Annotated in this window: 15 protein-coding genes; 4 read left to right on the forward strand and 11 right to left on the reverse strand. The window is 71.2% G+C overall.

Annotation, left to right across the window (positions count from 1 at the left end; translation table 11 throughout):
• The first annotated feature begins 78 nt into the window (after positions 1-78).
• The 3 genes from ACYVKF_RS00130 (at position 79) to ACYVKF_RS00140 (ending at position 4,600) form a co-directional block, all read left to right on the forward strand.
• The gene (locus tag ACYVKF_RS00130; protein WP_460963931.1) at positions 79-693 is read left to right on the forward strand and encodes an NAD(P)-dependent oxidoreductase; all 615 of its coding nucleotides are present in this window, start codon (positions 79-81) and stop codon (positions 691-693) included.
• 198 nt (positions 694-891) lie between these two features.
• Positions 892-4,272: a pyruvate carboxylase gene (locus ACYVKF_RS00135; protein ID WP_460963933.1), complete on the forward strand. Its 3,381-nt coding sequence runs from the start codon at positions 892-894 to the stop codon at positions 4,270-4,272.
• A 154-nt stretch (positions 4,273-4,426) separates the two neighbouring features.
• Entirely contained in the window at positions 4,427-4,600 is a 174-nt protein-coding gene (locus ACYVKF_RS00140; RefSeq protein ID WP_460963935.1) for a CsbD family protein, read from the forward strand.
• Between the two features lie 189 nt (positions 4,601-4,789).
• Here ACYVKF_RS00140 and ACYVKF_RS00145 read toward each other — a convergent pair whose 3' ends face one another.
• From ACYVKF_RS00145 to ACYVKF_RS00180, 8 genes are all read right to left on the reverse strand, one after another.
• Complete coding sequence (locus tag ACYVKF_RS00145; RefSeq protein ID WP_460963937.1) at positions 4,790-6,760, reverse strand: DUF2207 domain-containing protein; 1,971 nt, start codon at positions 6,758-6,760, stop codon at positions 4,790-4,792.
• Positions 6,757-7,239: an SsrA-binding protein SmpB gene (gene smpB / locus ACYVKF_RS00150; RefSeq protein WP_056917014.1), complete on the reverse strand. Its 483-nt coding sequence runs from the start codon at positions 7,237-7,239 to the stop codon at positions 6,757-6,759. Before smpB ends, ACYVKF_RS00145 begins: the two co-directional genes overlap by 4 nt.
• 114 nt (positions 7,240-7,353) lie before the next feature.
• Positions 7,354-8,763 carry a M23 family metallopeptidase gene (locus tag ACYVKF_RS00155; RefSeq protein ID WP_056917013.1) on the reverse strand — a complete coding sequence of 470 codons (1,410 nt, stop codon included), beginning with the start codon at positions 8,761-8,763 and terminating at the stop codon, positions 7,354-7,356.
• 175 nt (positions 8,764-8,938) lie between these two features.
• Positions 8,939-9,844 (reverse strand): permease-like cell division protein FtsX, encoded by a 906-nt coding sequence (gene ftsX, locus ACYVKF_RS00160; RefSeq protein ID WP_056917012.1) that lies wholly within the window; start codon positions 9,842-9,844, stop codon positions 8,939-8,941.
• 33 nt (positions 9,845-9,877) lie between these two features.
• On the reverse strand, positions 9,878-10,567 hold the full coding sequence (ftsE, locus tag ACYVKF_RS00165) for a cell division ATP-binding protein FtsE (RefSeq protein WP_056917011.1): 690 nt from the start codon (positions 10,565-10,567) through the stop codon (positions 9,878-9,880).
• A gap of 228 nt (positions 10,568-10,795) precedes the next feature.
• Positions 10,796-11,911 carry a peptide chain release factor 2 gene (prfB, locus tag ACYVKF_RS00170; RefSeq protein WP_056917490.1) on the reverse strand — a complete coding sequence of 372 codons (1,116 nt, stop codon included), beginning with the start codon at positions 11,909-11,911 and terminating at the stop codon, positions 10,796-10,798.
• 128 nt (positions 11,912-12,039) lie between these two features.
• A complete protein-coding gene (locus tag ACYVKF_RS00175) occupies positions 12,040-13,440 on the reverse strand; it encodes a GntP family permease (protein WP_056917010.1) in 1,401 nt (466 codons plus the stop codon).
• Complete coding sequence (locus tag ACYVKF_RS00180; RefSeq protein ID WP_056917009.1) at positions 13,437-13,964, reverse strand: gluconokinase; 528 nt, start codon at positions 13,962-13,964, stop codon at positions 13,437-13,439. The genes ACYVKF_RS00175 and ACYVKF_RS00180 overlap by 4 nt, the downstream gene beginning before the upstream one ends.
• A 177-nt stretch (positions 13,965-14,141) precedes the next feature.
• Here ACYVKF_RS00180 and ACYVKF_RS00185 point away from each other — a divergent pair, with 177 nt between their 5' ends.
• Positions 14,142-14,885, forward strand: coding sequence for a FadR/GntR family transcriptional regulator (locus ACYVKF_RS00185; RefSeq protein ID WP_460963940.1), 744 nt, complete (start codon positions 14,142-14,144; stop codon positions 14,883-14,885).
• Between the two features lie 15 nt (positions 14,886-14,900).
• Here ACYVKF_RS00185 and ACYVKF_RS00190 read toward each other — a convergent pair whose 3' ends face one another.
• The 3 genes from ACYVKF_RS00190 to ligA form a co-directional block, all read right to left on the reverse strand.
• Positions 14,901-16,295 (reverse strand): alpha/beta hydrolase family protein, encoded by a 1,395-nt coding sequence (locus ACYVKF_RS00190; RefSeq protein ID WP_460963942.1) that lies wholly within the window; start codon positions 16,293-16,295, stop codon positions 14,901-14,903.
• A 190-nt stretch (positions 16,296-16,485) separates the two neighbouring features.
• The gene (locus ACYVKF_RS00195; protein ID WP_056917007.1) at positions 16,486-16,953 is read right to left on the reverse strand and encodes a mycothiol transferase; all 468 of its coding nucleotides are present in this window, start codon (positions 16,951-16,953) and stop codon (positions 16,486-16,488) included.
• A gap of 1 nt (position 16,954) precedes the next feature.
• Complete coding sequence (gene ligA, locus ACYVKF_RS00200; protein ID WP_460963945.1) at positions 16,955-19,123, reverse strand: NAD-dependent DNA ligase LigA; 2,169 nt, start codon at positions 19,121-19,123, stop codon at positions 16,955-16,957.
• Between the last annotated feature and the right edge of the window lie 116 nt (positions 19,124-19,239).

The following is a 19,239-nucleotide window of genomic DNA, read 5'->3' on the forward strand; positions in this document are numbered from 1 at the left end:
ACGTTGAAGTACTCAGTAACCAATTGTTACTGTCGAGCCCGACAGCATGTCCACCCCACTTCCAGGAGCTGAACCACCATGAAGATCGCCCTCTTCGGAGCCACCGGCACCATCGGCACCCGCATCGCCCGCGAGGCCGTCTCCCGCGGCCACCAGGTCACCGCGCTGTCGCGCAGCGGCGCCGACACCGGGATCGACGGCGTCGAGTCCGTCAGGGGCGACCTCGGGGACGCCGCCTCCGTGACCGAGGCCGCGAGCGCCCACGACGTCATCGTGTCGGCCACGGGCCCCAGCCGCACCGGCGAGAGCCACGAGCCGTGGCTGGCCGCCACCCAGAACCTCATCGACCACGCCGGCGACACCCGCGTCGTCTTCGTCGGCGGTGCCGGCTCCCTCCTGCTGCCCGACGGCACCCGCCTGCTCGACAGCGACGGCTTCCCCGCGGAGTACCTCGCCGAGGCCACCTCCGGCGCCACCGCCCTCGACCTCTTCCGCGCGGCACCGCAGGACCTCGACTGGACCTTCTTCTCCCCCGCACCGGTGATCCTGCCCGGCGAGCGGACCGGGACGTTCACCCTCGGGCTCGACTCCCCCGCCGGCGACCAGATCAGCGCCGAGGACTACGCCGTCGCCCTCGTCGACGAGCTCGAGCAGCCTCGCCACCGCCGGCAGCGGTTCACCGCGGCCAACTGACGCCGCCCCCACCCCGGCGCCCTCGCGCCATACGACCGAACCACCACTGAACCACCGCAGCGGGCGGACCGGACTCGACCGGCCCGCCCGCTGGGCTGTCCGCATCGCGGTCGCCCGGTCTCAGCCAGCGAACGCTCACTAGGATTCCCCTGCACGCTCGTCCCAGTGGTCTTGCCGGCAGCTCTCGCAGGAGGTCTCGTGTTCACCAAGGTGCTCGTCGCCAACCGAGGGGAGATCGCGGTCCGCGCCTTCCGGGCCGCCACCGAGCTCGGCGCCAAGACCGTCGCGGTCTTCCCCTACGAGGACCGCAAGTCCGAGCACGTGCTCAAGGCCGACGAGGCGTACGAGATCGGCGAGGCCGGCCACCCCGTGCGCGCCTACCTCGACCCCGAAGGCATCGTGCGCACCGCGGTCGAGGCCGGCGCCGACGCCGTCTACCCGGGCTACGGCTTCCTCTCGGAGAACCCCGACCTGGCCGAGGCCTGCGCCGCCGCCGGTGTGACGTTCGTCGGTCCGCCCGCCTCGGTCCTGCACCTCACCGGCAACAAGGCGCGCGCCATCGCCGCGGCCAAGAAGGCTGGCCTGCCGACCCTGCGCAGCGCCGCCCCCAGCACCGACGTGGACGAGCTCATCGCGGGGGCCGAGGAGATCGGGTTCCCCGTGTTCGCCAAGGCGGTGGCCGGCGGTGGCGGACGCGGTATGCGGCGCGTCGAGCGGCGCGAGGACCTGCGCGACTCCCTCGAGGCCTGCATGCGCGAGGCGGAGTCGGCGTTCGGCGACGCGACCGTCTTCCTCGAGGAGGCGGTGGTCCACCCGCGGCACATCGAGGTGCAGATCCTCGCCGACGGCGAGGGCAACGTCATCCACCTCTTCGAGCGTGACTGCTCGGTGCAGCGCCGCCACCAGAAGGTCGTCGAGATCGCCCCGGCGCCGAACCTCGACCCCGCCCTGCGCGAGGAGATGTGCGCGCACGCGGTCGCCTTCGCCAAGGAGATCGGGTACGTCAACGCGGGCACGGTGGAGTTCCTCCTCGCGCCCGACGGCCGGTACGTGTTCATCGAGATGAACCCGCGGATCCAGGTCGAGCACACGGTCACCGAGGAGATCACCGACGTCGACCTGGTCAGCTCGCAGATGCGGATCGCCAGCGGCGAGACCCTCGCCGACCTCGGGCTGTCGCAGGAGTCGCTGCAGATCCGTGGCGCCGCGCTCCAGTGCCGCATCACCACCGAGGACCCGGCCAACGAGTTCCGGCCCGACACCGGCCGCATCACGACCTACCGCTCGGCCGGTGGCGCAGGTGTCCGCCTCGACGGTGGCACGGTGTTCGTCGGCGCCGAGATCGGCGCCCACTTCGACTCGATGCTCGTCAAGCTCACCTGCCGGGGCCGCGACTTCCCGACGGCCGTGCGACGCGCCCGCCGTGCGCTCGCGGAGTTCCGCATCCGTGGCGTCTCGACGAACATCCCGTTCCTCCAGGCCCTCCTCGAGGAGCCGGACTTCCAGGCGGGACGGCTCTCGACCGCCTTCATCGACGAGCGGCCCGAGCTGCGGACGGCCCGCATCTCCGCCGACCGTGGCACCAAGCTGCTCACCTACCTCGCCGAGGTCACGGTGAACCAGCCGCACGGCCCGGGTCGCACCCGGGTCTCGCCGCGGTCCAAGCTGCCGACCCTCGACACGACCGCACCGGTCCCGCCCGGCGCCCGTGACCGACTGCTGCGCGAGGGGCCCCAGGCGTTCGCCGACGCCCTGCGCGCCCAGGAGGCCGTGGGGGTGACGGAGACGACGTTCCGCGACGCGCACCAGTCGCTGCTCGCGACTCGCATCCGCACCCGCGACCTGATGCACGTGGCGCCGTACGTCGCCCGGCTCACCCCCCAGCTGCTCAGCGTCGAGGCCTGGGGTGGCGCGACGTACGACGTGGCGTTGCGGTTCCTGGCCGAGGACCCGTGGGACCGGCTCGCCCAGCTCCGCGAGGCGATGCCGAACCTGCCGCTGCAGATGCTCCTGCGCGGGCGCAACACCGTGGGCTACACGCCATACCCGACCGCGGTCACGGACGCGTTCGTCACGGAGGCGGCCGCCACCGGCATCGACATCTTCCGCATCTTCGACGCGCTCAACGACGTCAACCAGATGCGCCCGGCGATCGACGCCGTCCGGGCCACCGGGACCGCCGTCGCCGAGGTCGCCCTCTGCTACACCGGCGACCTGACCAACCCGGGCGAGAAGCTGTACACGCTCGACTACTACCTGCGCCTCGCCGACCAGATCGCCGAGGCCGGGGCACACATCATCGCCATCAAGGACATGGCCGGCCTGCTGCGCGCGCCGGCAGCCCGCACCCTGGTCACGGCCCTGCGCGAACGGTTCGACCAGCCGGTGCACCTGCACACCCACGACACCCCGGGTGGCCAGCTCGGCACCCTCCTCGCCGCGATCGACGCCGGCGTCGACGCGGTCGACGTCGCGAGCGCCTCGATGTCCGGCACCACCAGCCAGCCCGCCATGTCGGCGCTCATCGCGGCGACCGACGGCACCCCGCGCGAGACGGGCCTCGACCTGCGCGCGGCCTGCGACCTCGAGCCCTACTGGGAGGCCGTCCGGCAGCTCTACTTCCCGTTCGAGTCCGGCCTGCCCTCCCCCACCGGCCGCGTCTACACGCACGAGATCCCCGGTGGGCAGCTCTCCAACCTGCGCCAGCAGGCCATCGCGCTCGGGCTCGGCGACCGGTTCGAGGCCGTCGAGGACACGTATGCCGCGGCCAACCGGATCCTCGGCAACATCGTCAAGGTCACCCCCAGCAGCAAGGTGGTCGGCGACCTCGCCCTCGCCCTGGTCGGCGCCAAGGCCGACCCGGACGACTTCGAGGCCAACCCCACGAAGTACGACATCCCCGACTCGGTGATCGGGTTCCTGTCCGGCGAGCTCGGCGACCCGCCCGGCGGCTGGCCCGAGCCGTTCCGCACCAAGGCGCTCGAGGGCCGCAACCCCAAGCCCCGGGTGTCGGACCTGTCGGACGAGGACGCCGAGGCGCTGCGCGCGGCTCCCCGCCAGACGCTCAACCGCCTGCTGTTCCCCGGGCCCACCAAGGACTTCGAGAAGTCCCGCGACTCCTACTCCGACCTCGCGGTGCTCGGCACCCGCGAGTTCCTGCACGGGATCGAGGTCGGCAACGAGCACGAGATCGACCTCGAACCGGGCAAGCGCCTGCTCATCGGCCTGCAGTCCGTCTCCGACGCCGACGAGCGCGGCCTGCGGACGGTGATGTTCACCATGGGCGGCCAGCTGCGGCCCGTCCAGGTGCGCGACGAGAAGGTCGCGGTCGACGTCAAGGCGGCGGAGAAGGCCGACCCGTCCGACAAGGGCCAGGTGGCCGCCCCGTTCGCCGGGGTCGTCAGCCTCCAGGTCGAGGAGGGGTCGGCCATCGAGGCCGGCGCCGTCGTCGCCACGATCGAGGCCATGAAGATGGAGGCCAACATCACCGCCCCGGTCGCGGGGACCGTCACGCGGCTCGCGATCGGCACCCAGCAGCAGGTCGAAGGTGGCGACCTCCTGCTCGTGCTCGGCTCCTGACCTGCGGATATCCCGTCAGCGGGTTACGGTCGAAGGGCACGGCGGTCAAGAAGCGGCCACCTCCCGTGCAAGTGAGATCGGTCGGCAGGCCAGGCCTGTCGTGCACAGCCGCCGGGCCCACCACCCGGCGTCACTCGATGACGAGGAGCGCAACATGGGGTTCACGGACAAGCTCGACAACACCAAGGACGACCTCGCCGGCAAGGCGAAGGAAGCCACCGGCAAGGCGACCGACAACGAGCGCCTCGAGGGCGAGGGCAAGGCCGACCAGGCCGAGGCCGATGTGAAGCAGGCCGGCGAGAAGGTCAAGGACGCCTTCAAGCACTGACCGACACGCACTGCGCGACACGTGCGCCACACGTGCGCGGCACGTGCGCGAAGCGGGGGTTGTTCGGCGAACCGGGAGATATTTCACCCGGTGTCGCCGAACAACCCCCGCTTCGTCGTGTCGGGACCAGGGCCGCGTATGGCGGGGCGCCTCGTTGGGGGCAGCGAAGGATCGGTGGTGGCCGGCCGCCTACCAGGAGCCGCCTGAGGAACCGCCGCCGCCACCGCCGGAGAACCCGCCCCCACCGGAGAAGCCGGACCCGCCGGAGCTGCCCGGGGTGCTGGTGAACGTCCCACCGGCGGTCGTCGCGAAGGAGTCCATGCCGTCGGCGATCCCGCCGAACGAGCTCATGTCCCCACCGAGGTACCACAGCGGTGGCGTCACGACGTGGCCCGCGGCTGCCGCGGCCTCGGCGACCTTCTCGAACGTCGAGGCCCACTGCGACGAGACGCCGAACACGATGGCGTAGGGCAGGTAGCGGCTGAACACGTCCTGCGCCTCCTCCCACTTGATCTGGGAGGCCTCGGCCGTGACGAGGTACTGCTTGAACCCTTCGGACTGCGCCAGCACCGCGCTGCCCTCGGCCGTGCGAGCCGCCATCCGTCGGCCGAGGAACAGCACGATGGCACCGGCCACCACCGCGCCCCCCACGAGGGCGATCCCGGGCGGCACCCCCAACCCGCTGCTGGCGCCCAGGCTCATCAACGGACCACCCAGCCAGATGCCCACGAACACGGGCACGAAGATCAGCAGCCCCCCGAGCGTGGTCCACGCGCCGCGCTGGGCCTGGGGCGAGCGGCGGAACCAGCCGCGGCGGACCACCTCGTCGTACATCAGCGACTGCACCCGCGTCAGGGTCGGCTTGAAGGTGTTCTTGAGGTCCGACAGGTCGCGCACCGGCGACGTCGCGAAGACACCGCCGAGCAGGGCCTCCTCGTACGGCAGCAGCGGCACGGTCGCCTGCTCGGCGGTCGGCGTCGTCCGGGTGAGCCGCCAGTCCTTGCTCTTGAACATCCCCGAGGTCATCGGCTCGATGGTCAGGTGGCCGCGCACGGCGAGGTCGACGAGGGTCGCGGACACGTCGACGGTGTTGGCCGTCTCGTCGATGACGGTGCCCACGAGGCCGGGGGTCACCCCCTGCGGCGGGGTGAACTGCACGGCCACGACCCGTTTCCCGGCCCGGACGACGGGGGCCTGCGCCGCACTGCCGGGGACAGAGCCCGCGCCCTGGGCACCCGTGGCGCCCGGGGCGAGGCCCGGCGTCAGGCCGGGGGTGAGCCCGGCGTACTGCTCGTCGCGGCCGCGCGTGTAGACGAGGGTGCCCATCAGGCCGGCTGCCAGCAGGGGCAGGGTGACCCCGGCGCCGAGGGCCAGCGCCCCGAGGGCCTTGGACGTCTGGGTCGTGATCACCCCACCATCGCTGGACACCTCACCCTGGTGCAGGACCGGCTCCAGCGACCCGAACCCGTCCAGCGGCAGCGACGCCAGGATCGAGACGCCCTGGCCGGGTTCGGCTCGAGCGGCGCTGAACTGCGCCGTCGCGCCCGGGGTGGCCTGGCAGCGGTCGGTGGAACCGAGCTCCCCCAGAAAGCACTCGGCGCGGTCGGCGGCTCCGGGTCCGGTCACCGAGGCGCTGACGTCCTCGTAGGTGCTGTCGTTCGCCGGCCCGACGAGGTTGTAGTAGAACTCGGCGTGGTCGTCGAACCCGTTGACGATCGAGGCGAGGTGGTAGCGCACGACATACCTCTGCGTCCCGGACACGGTCTGGTCCGGGTCGCCGACGCGGATCCGCACGGAGGTGCCGTCGGCGGCGTCGCTGACGGAGACGTCGGAGGGAGCGCCGGAGGGCGAGGACGCGCTGATGTCGCTGATGGGGTACTCGCGGTAGGTGTCCGTGCGGTCCTGGTACCCGGCGCGGACGGTGATGAAGCGCTCGATGCCGTGCCGGTCCTCGCCGGCGGGGAAGTGCCAGGTGATGTTCTCCGCGACGTCGACCGAACCGTCCTGGTTGACGGTGAAGTCCACGTGGAACTTCGTGGCGAGGTCGTCCGACGAGGCCGCGGACGCGGCGCCGCCGGAGAGGACCAGCGCAGCGAACCCGAGCGCCACCGCCCAGGCGGCCAGCACCCGGTACCGACCAGCCCCCCCGACCCGGCTCATACCTGTGGGCGCCCCTTCGCGCCCAGCGCACGCTGGGCCTCGCGGTTGTCCTGGCGCTCGCGCAGGGCGTGCCGCTTGTCGTACTGCCGCTTGCCCTTGGCCACGGCGATCTCGACCTTGGCGATGCCGTCCTTGAAGTACATCTGCAGCGGCACGATGGTGTGGCCGCTCTCGGAGGACTTGCGGGCGATCTTGGTGAGCTCGCTGCGGTGCAGCAGGAGCTTGCGGCGCCGGCGCGGGGTGTGGTTGGTCCACGTGCCCTGGACGTACTCAGGGATGTGCACGCCCTCGAGCCAGAGCTCGTCACCGCGCCACGCGGCATACCCGTCGATGAGCGAGGCCCGCCCCATCCGCAGGCTCTTCACCTCGGTGCCCATGAGGACCAGGCCTGCCTCGAAGGTGTCCTCGATGAGGTAGTCGTGGCGCGCCTTGCGGTTGCTCGCCACCACCTTGCGACCCTCGTCGTTGGCCTTGGGCATTGCCCCATCCCGTCTGTCGACACGTGCACGGTTCGTCGCCGGCCGGTCGTCGGTCAGCAGGTCAACGCTACCTGTTGGAGGGGGTGGGACGACGACGGGTTTGTCGGACCCGGGTCAGAGCCAGCGGCGCGGGTCCTTGGGGGTCCCGTCCTCGTAGGTCTCGAAGTGCAGGTGGCAGCCGGTCGACGAACCGGTCGTCCCGACGTAGCCGATGACCTGGCCGCGCGAGACGTGACCGGACCGCACTGCGTAGCGCTCCATGTGGTTGTACGTGGTGACGAGGTCGACGCCGCGCAGGACGCCGTGGTCGACCATGATGCGGTTGCCGTAGCCGCCGCCCCAGCCGGCCGAGATGATCTGGCCGTCGGCCGCCGCGCGGATCGGCGACCCGCAGTTGGCCGCGTAGTCACGACCGGCGTGCAGGCGCCAATAGTGCAGGATCGGGTGGAACCGCATCCCGAACTCCGAGGAGATGGGCGCGGGCGACGGGGCGCTGAGGAAGCCGCCGGAGCTCGGCATGGACGGCAGCGTCGACCTCGGTATGGGGCGGTGCGCCTTGCGTGCGGCGGCCCGGGCACGCGCCTCCGCCGCGGCGCGGCGCGCAGCCGCGGCCTTGGCGGCCTTGGCGCGGGCGACCAGGACGGCCTTGAGCCGGGCCTGCTCCTTCTCGGCCGCGGCGAGCTTGGCCTTCTCCGCACCCTTCTTGGCCTCGAGGGCCCTGGACTGCGCCGCCTGCTGGACGGCGAGGGCGTCGAGCTTCGCCTTCGCGGCGGCCGCGGTGGCGCGGGCCTGCGTCGCGCGGGCGAGGGCGACCTCGGCGGCCTTCTTCGCCGCGGCGACCTGCGCCCGCAGCGCCGCGATGTGGGCTTCCTGCGCCCGCGCAGCGGCCTGGGCCGTGGCGAGCCTGGTGATGGACTGGTTCTGCACGTCCATCACCGTGTCGGTGAGGGCGATGCGGTTGGCGAAGTCCTCCGGGGTCGTCGCGCTCAGCGCGACGGACAGCTGGCCCATCCCCTGGTCCTGGTAGAGCTGGGAGGCGAAGCGGGCGACCCGGGTGCGGGTGGCGGACAGGTCCTTGCGCGTGCCGGCCAGCTGGTCGACCGCGCGCGCCTGGTTGGCCTCGGCGACCCCGAGGGCCACGGCCATCTCGTCGTTGTGGGCGTCCGCCGCGGACTGCTGGGCGGTGGCCTTGTCGAGCACGGCCTGGGCGGCCGGCAGAGCGGCCCGGGTGCGCTCCAGTGCGAGGTAGGCGTCGCGCAGGTCCGCGGAGGTGTCCTCGAGCTGGCCCTGCAGCGCGTCGACCTGCTTGTCGACCTTCTTCTTCGCCTTGTCGGGGTCGGTGGCTCCCGGGGCGCTCGCGCCCAGCCCCGTCGTCGCCGCGGTGACGGCTCCTGCTGTCGTCGTCGCGGTCGTTGCCGCGGCGAGGGACGGGGTCGCCAGGGCGACCGAGCAGACCGCGGCGAGGCCCAGGGCGGTGAGCCGGACGGGGTGCGTGGCGCGACGGCGCGGGGGGATGGCGCTCATAGGCCTCATTGGTAACACAGGGCACACCAGTTTCTCGGGATTGGCGGTCGATTCGTGCCTGTGAATCGACCGATCGGCCGAGTGGGCCACGTCGGCCGAGTGGCCAGGTCTGCCGGTTCACGGCGGCGGCCACCCGGGCCGGCCGCCGACGGTCGCGGACGAGCAGGGACGCGCCTCAGACGCGCAGGTACCGGCGCAACGTCGCCCACGAGGTGACGATCGCGATGATGAGCATGATCGCGGCCAGCGTCGGCGCGACGACCCAGACGTCTCCCGCTCCGACGATCGCCACGTCCGGGAGCTCGCGGGCCACGTAACCGGTGAGGTAGTGGATCGTCGCGTAGAGCAGGCCGACCGAGGCGCCCACCCCGACCAGGGTCGCGAGGACGATCTCCATGACGAACGGCAGCCGGATCGTGAGGTTGCTCGCCCCGACCAGCTTCATGATGCCGGTCTCTCTTCGGCGGGTGAACGCGGCCTGCCTGATCGTCGTCGCCATGAGCAGCACGGCGCAGATGATCATGATGAACGCCAGCCCCAACGACGCCACGGTCACGCCGTTCATCACCGTGAACAGCTTGTCCAGCGTCTTCTGCTGGTCCTGGACGCGCCCCACCCCCGGGGCGCCCTGGAAGGCGCTGACGACCACGTCGTACTTCGTCGGGTCGGACAGCTGGACGCGGTAGCTCTGCGGGATGTCCCCGACCCGGATGCTGCTGGCCAGCGGGCTGTTGCGGAACTGCTCCTGGAACCGGTCGTAGGCCTGCTGCTCGGACTCGAAGTAGACGTTCTTGACCAGGGGCTTCATCTGGTCGAGCTGGTCCTTGAGCGCGGTCCGCTGCTCGTCGGTCACTCCCCGGCCGGCGCAGTTGGGCTCGGCGGAGTCGTCACCGCACATGAAGATCGAGACCTGGATGCGGTCGTACCAGAAGCCCTTGAGGGTGTCGACCTCGCGCTGGAGCAGCAGCCCCAGCCCGAGGAGGTACAGCGAGACCGTGGTCACGAGCATGACCGAGACGGCGATCGAGAGGTTCCGGCGCAGGCCGGTCCAGATCTCGCTGAGCATGAACTGCAGTCGCATGGGGTGAGGTCTCCCGAAGTCCGTGGCGTGCGGTCAGCGACCGCTGCCGTAGACGCCCTTGTTCTCGTCGCGGATGATGTGGCCGTTCTTCAGCTCGACGACGCGCTTGCGCAGCTGGTCGACGATGTCGTCGTCGTGCGTGGCCATGACGATCGTCGTGCCGGTCCGGTTGATCCGGTCGAGCAGGCGGACGATGTCGAGGCTGGTCGTCGGGTCGAGGTTTCCCGTGGGCTCGTCGCAGAGCAGGATCGGCGGCTTGTTGACGAACGCGCGCGCGATGGCGACGCGCTGCTGCTCACCACCGGAGAGCTCGTGCGGCAGCCGCTTCTCCTTGCCGTCGAGCCCGACCATCTCCAGCGTCTCGGGGACCACCTGGCGGATCGCGTGCCGGGACCGTCCCAGGACCTGCAGCGCGAAGGCCACGTTCTGGTAGACCGTCTTGTTGGGCAGCAGGCGGAAGTCCTGGAAGACCGTCCCGATCTCGCGGCGCAGGCGCGGCACCTTGCGCTGCGGCAGGCGCCCGACCTCCTGGCCCGCGACGAGGACGGCACCCTGGGTGACGCCCTCCTCCTTGAGGACCAAGCGCAGGAGCGTGGACTTGCCCGAGCCGGAGGACCCGACGACGAAGACGAACTCGCCTCGCTCGATCTCGAGGCTGATGTCGCTCAGCGCCGGTCGGCTGGACCGGGGATAGACCTTGCTGACGTTCTCGAAACGGATCATGCGCGGGACGTGAGCCTTACCGGGGGGCTGGATGGGACGGCATACCTGTCACGCGCGGGCGTCCACGCACGACGCACCCGAGGATAGGTCGCGCGCCGGCGTATGCCGCGCAGCAGCGCCCGCTCGGCGTGGCAGCCCAGGGTCAGCCCAGGGTCAGCCCAGGGTCAGCCCAGGCTCAGCCCAGGGCAGCCCGAGGTGTCCTCGTCGCCGTCACGGCGGTGGGGAGGACTACTCGGCGAGCTTCTGCTGCTCCTTGCGCCAGCGCACGCCCGCCTCGATGAAGCCGTCGATGTCGCCGTCGAACACCGAGGACGGGTTGCCGACCTCGAACTCGGTCCGCAGGTCCTTGACCATCTGGTACGGCTGCAGCACGTAGGACCGCATCTGGTCGCCCCAGCTGGCCTTGACGTCGCCGGCCATCTCCTTGCGCTCGGCGGCCTCCTCGGCCTGGCGCTGCAGCAGCAGGCGGGACTGGAGCACGCGCAGGGCGGCGGCGCGGTTCTGGATCTGCGACTTCTCGTTCTGCATCGACACGACGATCCCGGTGGGGATGTGGGTCATGCGGACCGCCGAGTCGGTCGTGTTGACGCTCTGGCCGCCGGGGCCGCTGGAGCGGAAGACGTCGACCTTGATCTCGTTCTCGGGGATCTCGATGGAGTCGGTCTGCTCGATGAGGGGGATGACCTCGACCGCGGCGAAGCTCGTCTGGCGACGGCCCTGGTTGTCGAACGGGCTGATCCGGACCAGGCGGTGCGTCCCGGCCTCGACCGAGAGGTTGCCGAACGCGTAGGGCACGTTGATCTCGAAGGTGGCGGACTTGAGCCCGGCCTCCTCGGCGTAGGACGTGTCCATCACCTGTGCGGGGTAGTTGTGGCGCTCGGCCCATCGCAGGTACATGCGCATGAGCATCTCGGCGAAGTCGGCGGCGTCGACGCCACCCGCTCCGGCGCGGATGGTGATGACCGCGGCGCGCTCGTCGTACTCCCCCGACAGCAGCGTGCGGACCTCGAGCTCGCCGACCGCCTTCTGCAGCGAGACGAGCTCACGCTCGGCCTCCGCCATCGTGTCGGCGTCGCCGCCGTCCTCGGTGCCCATCTCGACGAGGACCTCGAGGTCGTCGATGCGCGAGTCCATGCTCTTGACGCGCTCGAGCTCGGAGTTGGCCCGGCTGAGGGCGGAGGTCACGACCTGCGCGGCGTCGGGGTCGTCCCAGAGGTCCGGCGCGGAGGCCTTGGCCTCGAGGTCGGTGATCTGCTCCTGCAGCGATGCCAGGTCGGTCACCTCACGCACGGAGTCCATGGTGGTGCGGAGGTTCTTGATCTCTTGCTGGAAGTCGACGGCCACGAAGACCAACTCTATGGCACCGGCCGCACCGCGCCGACCGCCCCGCTCCGACACGACATTGGGTGCCCAGACGGTCGGAGTTCCGACCGTCTGGGCACCCAAAGCGAGAAGGGGGCAGGCAGCCGCGGTCAGACGACCAGGCCCAGGAGCAGGACGAACACCAGGCCGGACACCGAGAGCACGGTCTCCATCAGCGACCAGGACTTGATCGTCTGGCCGACGCTGAGGCCGAAGTACTCCTTGACCAGCCAGAAGCCGGCGTCGTTGACGTGGGAGAAGAACACCGAGCCGGCGCCGATGGCCAGCACGAGCAGCGACACCTCGGAGGTGCTCATGCCGGCGGCCAGGGGCGCGAGGATCCCTGAGGCGGTGACCGTGGCGACGGTCGCCGAGCCCGTCGCGAGGCGGATGAGCACCGCGACGATCCAGGCGAGCAGGAGCACGGACAGGCCGCTGTTCTGCACCCAGTCGGCGACGAGGTTGCCGATGCCGGTGTCGACGAGGGTCTGTTTGAAGCCACCGCCGGCGGCGACGATCAGCAGGATGCCGGCGATGGGCGGCAGCGACTTCTCGAGCGAGGTCGAGAGCTCCTTGGTGCCCATGCCGGCGCCGCGGCCGAGGGTGAACATGCCGACGATGACGGCGATGAGCAGCGCGACGAGCGGGGTGCCGACGAAGTCGAGCACGGTGCGGACCGGGTTGTCGTCGGCGGCGATGAAGATGTCGGCGAGCGCCTTGCCCATCATCAGGACCACCGGGGTGAGGACGGCGAACAAGGTGACGGCGAAGGTCGGTCGCTGCAGGCGCTGCTCCCGGTCGTCGGCGGTGTCGAACATCTCCGGGGCGGGGACGTCCACCCAGCGGCCGGCGAACCGGGCGAAGAGCGGGCCGGCGATCGCGACCGTAGGCAGGGCGACCAGCACACCGAAGGCCAGGGTGATCCCGAGGTTGGCCTTGAGGGCGTCGATCGCCACCAGCGGACCGGGGTGCGGCGGCACGAGGCCGTGCATGGCGGACAGGCCCGCGAGGGCCGGGATGCCGACCTTGATGACCGACAGGCCGGAGCGGCGGGCCACCAGGAAGATCACGGGCATCAGCAGGACGAGGCCGATCTCGAAGAACATCGGCAGGCCGATCAGCGCACCGACCCCGGCCATCGCCCACGGGAGCGAACGAGCCGAGGAGCGCCCCACGATGGTGTCGACGATCTCGTCCGCTCCCCCGGAGTCGGCGAGCAGCTTGCCGAACATCGCGCCCAGCGCGATCAGGGTGCCGACACTGGCCGCGGTCGAGCCGAAGCCCTTGGTGAAGCTGGCGACGACATCGGCCATCGCGACACCGGCGATGGCGCCGACCGTCAGCGAGCCGAGGGTCAGGCCGAGGAAGGGGTGGAGCTTGAACTTCGTGATCAGGACGACGATCACGGCGATCCCGATCAGGGCCGCCGGGACCAGGCGCGCAGCCGGGATGTCCGGGACGTCGGCCGCAGCCAGGGCCGGCTGCAGGAACGTGAACAGGTCAGTGGTCATGCGAGCGACGCACCTTTCGTGGCGAGGACGTCGAGCGACTGCTCGACGAGGATGTCGACGGGTTGGGCGACGTCGAGGGCCTGGCCGATCTCGTCGGCCTGGAGGGGTTCGAGGGTGTCGAACTGCGAGTCGATGAGGGCCGCCGGCATGAAGTGCCCCGGACGGCCGGCCACCCGCGCGGCGAGGACGTCGCGGTCACCGTGGAGGTGGACGAAGACGGTCTGCGGGGCGACCGACGTGAGGATGTCGCGGTAGGCCCGCTTGAGCGCCGAGCAGCTGGCGACCCCGCCGGTGGCGGCGTGCTCGCCCAGCCAGGCGGCGATGGTCTGGAGCCACGGCTCGCGGTCGGAGTCGTCGAGCGGGATCCCGGCGGCCATCTTGGCGATGTTCTCCGGCGGGTGGAAGTCGTCGGCGTCCGCGAACGGGACCCGCAGCCGCTGCGCGAGGGCTGCGCCCACGGTCGTCTTCCCGGAGCCGGACACCCCCATCATCACGACGAGGGGTGGTCTGGTGGGGCTGGTCATGTCCGCGACTCCTTTGTCCGGTGAGCAGGTTCGTGCGTGGGGGTGCAGGACCTCGGCATCGAGGCTTCCGTCCACCAGAGTCCATGATCAGATCAGTTTTGACAAGACTTCAGGCTCAACAAATCTTATTTATTGGCGTTCAGTGTTCGTGTCGTCCTCTTCTGGCACGCTGGCCCCATGCCTCCCACCGACGGCCCGCCCACCCCGGGAGCCGGCCTGCACGCCAACGTCCTCGACGCCCTCGGGCAGGAGATCGTCTCCGGCACCACGCCGGTGGGCGCCGTGGTGCGGATCGACCAGCTCGACGAGCGCTTCGGGGTGTCCCGCTCGGTGGTGCGGGAGGCGGTCCGCGTGCTCTCCTCGATGGGCCTGGTCGAGACCCGGCGCCGCCTCGGGGTCCGCGTCCGGCCGCGCACCCAGTGGAACGTCTTCGACCCCCGGGTCATCCGCTGGCGCCTCGACGGCCCGGACCGTGAGCACCAGCTGCTCTCACTCGGCGAGCTGAGGCGTGGCTTCGAGCCCGTGGCGGCCGAGCTCGCCGCCGACCGGGCCACCCCCGAGCAGTGCGGCGCCATGGTGGGCGCCGTCATGCGGATGACCGTGCACGCCAAGTCCGGCGACCTCGAGGCCTACCTGCAGGCCGACCAGGTCTTCCACACGACGATGCTCGAGGCGTCCGGCAACGAGATGCTCGCGGCCCTGTCGAACGTCGTCTCCGAGGTGCTCTCGGGGCGGACCCACCACCAGCTCATGCCGGCCCGGCCCAACCCGGTGGCCATCCGACTGCACGGCGACGTCGCCCAGGCCATCGGCTCCGGCGACGGACGGGCCGCCGCCGAGGCGATGACGGCGATCATCACCGAGGCGAGCGAGGCGGTGCGCAGGACCGCGGCGGCTCCCGAGGGAACCGCCGCGGACTGAGGCCCCGGCGGTGGGTCAGAGGGCGCAGGTGTTGACGACGTCCTCGCCGGCCGGGCGACGGACGAGCCCGTCGGCGGGCGGCGCCATACCGCGCCCCACCCAGGCGGTCAGCACGTCGAACGCGCTGCGCGCACAGGGAAGCAGGGGGCGCAGCCGGTCCGGGTAGGCCGAGTAGAGCCCGTCGGTGTGCGTCCCGTCCTCGACCCGGTAGTAGCGGTGCAGGGCTCCTGAGCCGGCCCGGTCGACCAGGGTGTCGTAGACGTCGGAGTCGGTGGCCGCGGGGAGCAGCGTGTCGAGGGTTCCGTGGATCGTGATCATCGGCTTGCCGATCTTCCCCGTGAGCGACACCGACCTCACCGCGTCCTTCACCGCCTCAGGCCGCGAGGCGTAGTCGTAGTCGGCGTCGCAGCTCGGGGTCCCGCTGGCGCAGAACGGCACGCCGGCGTCGAGGGCGCCGTCCCACGTGGGGTCGAACTCCTCGCGGTAGATGCGCTGGGTGAGGTCCCAGTAGTAGGCGTGGTGGAACGGCCACAGGAACTCCGACCCCGGGGCGAACCCGGCAGCGATCATCGCGTCGTGGGCAGCGGGGTCGCCGGTGGTGGCGTACCTGGGGTAGTTCTTCAGCGCAGTCGGCAAGTACGTCAGGAGGTTCGGCCCCTCGGCGCGGAAGAGGGTGCCCTCCCAGTCCACCCCGCCGTCGTAGAGGTCGGGTCGGTTCTCGAGCTGCCAGCGCGTGAGGTAGCCACCGTTGGAGATGCCGACCATCCAGGTGCGCTTCGGGGACTTCGCGTAGACCTTCCTCAGGGTCGACTTCGCCGCCACCGCGAGCTGGGTGACGCGGGAGTTCCACTCGCGGATCGAGCCACCGGGGGCGCTGTCGTCCCGGTAGAACGCCGCACCGGTGTTGCCCTTGTCTGTGGACGCGAACGCGTAGCCCTTGCTCAGCACCCAGTCGCTGATGATGAAGTCGTTCGCGTACTGCGCCCGCGTGCCCGGCGCCCCGCTGACGACCAGGCCCCCGTTCCAGTGGTCGGGGAGCCGGAGCACGAACTGCGAGTCGTGGTTCCAGCCGTTGTTGGTGTTCGTCGTCGAGGTGTCCGGGAAGTAGCCGTCGACCTGGATGCCGGGGACACCCGCCGGGTTCACGGTGCCGGCGGCGTTCAGGCCGGCCCAGTCGTTCGGGTTCGTGTGCCCGGACGCGACCGTCCCGGCCGTGGTGAGGTCGTCGAGGCAGGCCACCTTCTGGGCCTGGGCCCCCGGGACCGCGACCTTGGACTGGCGGGCACAGTGCCCGCCCTGCGGCTTGTCCGCCGAGGCGGGAGCGGCGGTGGCCAGTCCGCCCAGCAGGGCGAGGGTGGCAGTGGTGGCGAGGGCGGCGATCCGCCGGCGTGACGTCGTTGTCGGGCGCATGCCCGTCATGCTTCGCCCGGCGTCGTGCCTGCTCAATGTGGGTCAGTCACACAAACCACCCGTATGCCGTGTGCGCCCGGTGCCCCGTCCGCCGGCCCCGCCGGGCGCCGCGCCCGCCGGGCCCGCCCGGCGCCGCGCTCGGCACCGCCGGGACGGGCATCGCCGGAGGAATGGTGGGAGGCGGCGGGGGCTAGGACTCGCCGCGGGCCTGCGCCAGCAGGAGGTCGCGCGTGACCTCCATGTGACCGCGGTGCTGCGACAGCTCCTCGTACACGTGGAAGAGCACCCCGCCCTGGGTGGTGGCGTACCAGTCCTGGCGGCCCGTCGTCGGGTTCACCGGGGGCGCCTGCGGGTTCGTCCGGGCCACCCACCCCCGCAGGGACGTGCGCATCCGGTCGACGTCTGCCGCGAGGTCGGTCACGGCGCCGACCGCCAGGAACTCTGCCTCACGGTCGCGGGGCACGATCTGGCCGAGGTTGACCGTGGACGCCCAGCGCGCGACCACACCGAGGCAGTGCGTGAGGATCGCGAAGGGGCTGTTGGCGCCGGGGATGTCCGGTCGGGTGTTGGCCAGGTCGTCCCCGAGGTCGAGGACGAGGTCGCGCATGCCGAGCAGGGCTTCGTCGCAGAACCGCAGGTAGGTCTCGGTGTCGATCACGTCAGGACTCCGTCGGGCCCGGGCCGTCCTCGAGCAACCGCCGGAACCCGGCTTCGTCGAGGATGGGCCGCCCGAGCTCGCGCGCCTTGTCCTCCTTCGACCCGGCGTTCTCACCGACGACGACGTAGTCGGTCTTCTTGGAGACCGACCCCGAGGCCTTGCCGCCGCGGGTCAGGATCGCCTCCTTCGCCTCGTCGCGCGAGAACCCCTCCAGCGACCCCGTGACGACGATGGTCAGCCCGGCGAGGGTCTGCTCCACCGACTCGTCGCGCTCGTCCTGCATGCGGACGCCGTCGGCGGCCCACTGCTCGACGATGCGCACGTGCCAGTCGTTGCCGGGCGCGTCGAACCACTCGCGCACGGCCTCGGCGATCACTCCGCCGACGCCCTCCACGGCGGCGAGCTCCTCGAGGCTGGCTGCCCGGATCTTGTCCATGGAGGCAAAGTGCTGGGCGAGGGCGCGCGCCGCCGTCGGCCCCACGTGGCGGATCGACAGGGCGACGATGACCCGCCACAACGGTTGGTCCTTCACCTGCTGGAGGTTCTCGACCAGTCGACGACCGTTGGCCGACAGGATCCGCCCGTCGACGACCTCGTCCTCGGGATCGGTCTTCCTCGCCGCACGGGTGAACAGGGGAACCTGTGCGATCTCCTTCTCCCCCAACGAGAACAACCCCGACTCGTCCTCCAGCACGCCTGACTCGAGCAGGGCGATCGAGCCCTCCCAGCCCAGCGACTCGATGTCGAAGGCACCGCGTCCGGCCAGCCCGTTGAGCCGCTCGCGCAGCTGGTGCGGACAGGTCCGGGCGTTGGGGCACCGGATGTCCTTGTCGCCCTCCTTCTCCGGCTTGAGGGCGGTGCCGCACGAGGGGCAGTGCGTCGGCATGACGAACTCGCGCTCGGTGCCGTCGCGCAGCTCCACCACCGGGCCGAGGATCTCGGGGATCACGTCACCGGCCTTGCGCAGCACGACGGTGTCGCCGATGAGCACGCCCTTGCGCCGCACCTCGTCGCCGTTGTGCAGGGTCGCCCGCTCCACGGTCGAGCCGGCGACGAGCACCGGCTCCATCACGCCGAACGGGGTGACCCGGCCCGTGCGGCCGACGCCGACCTGGATGTCGAGCAGCTTGGTGTTGACCTCCTCCGGCGGGTACTTGTAGGCGATCGCCCAGCGCGGCGCCCGCGAGGTGGACCCGAGCTGGCGCTGGACGCTCACCTCGTCGACCTTGACGACGATGCCGTCGAGCTCGTGCTCGACGCTGTGCCGCTGCTCGCCGAAGTGCACGACGAACGCCTGCACGTCCTCGATGGTGTCGACGACCTTGTAGTGGCTCGAGATCGGCAGCCCCCACTCGCGCAGCAGCTCGTAGGCCTGCGACTGCCGGGTCAGCTCGAGGCCCTCACGGAAGCCGATGCCGTGGACGAGCATGTGCAGCGGGCGGCTCGCGGTGACGCGCGGGTCCTTCTGCCGCAACGACCCCGCCGCGGAGTTGCGGGGGTTGGCGAAGGGCGGCTTGCCCGCCTCGACCAGCGAGGCGTTGAGGTCCGCGAACCCCTCGATCGGGAAGAAGACCTCCCCCCTGATCTCGACCCTCGCCGGGTGGTCGGTGCCCGCCAGCTGGTGGGGTATGCCGTCGATCGTCCGGACGTTGTTGGTCACGTCCTCCCCCGTGCGGCCGTCCCCACGGGTGAGCGCACGGACGAGGCGGCCCTTCTCGTAGAGCAGGTTGACGGCGAGGCCGTCGATCTTCAGCTCGCACAGGTAGTGGAAGTCCGTGGTCCCCGAGTCCCGCGTGACCCGGGCCGCCCACGCGGCGAGCTCCTCCGGGGAGAAGCAGTTGTCGAGCGACAGCATGCGCTCGAGGTGGTCGACGGCCTGGAAGTCGGTGCTGAACACCGCTCCCCCGACCTGCTGGGTCGGGCTCTCGGGCGTGCGCAGCTCCGGGTGCTCGTCCTCGAGCTCGTTGAGCCGGCGGATCAACGCGTCGTAGTCCCCGTCGCTGATCGTCGGTGCGTCCTTGACGTGGTATGCGAACTGGGCCGCGCTGGCCTGCTCCGCGAGGTCGGCCCACTCGTGACGGGCCTGGTCCGGGACGCTGGTCGAGACGATCTCACTCACGGGGGTCATCCTGCCGCACCCCACCGACGGTGGGGAGGACGGACGCGGCACTCCCGGGACGGCTCCGACGTTCCCCGGGTGGCCGCGCCCGCGGCCGACGCCTGCGCTCGACCCCCGGGCACGCGCCATACGACGGCGTGGTCCCCCGGCCCCGTGGCCAAACCCGG

It is taken from the genome of Pedococcus soli, assembly GCF_054782575.1.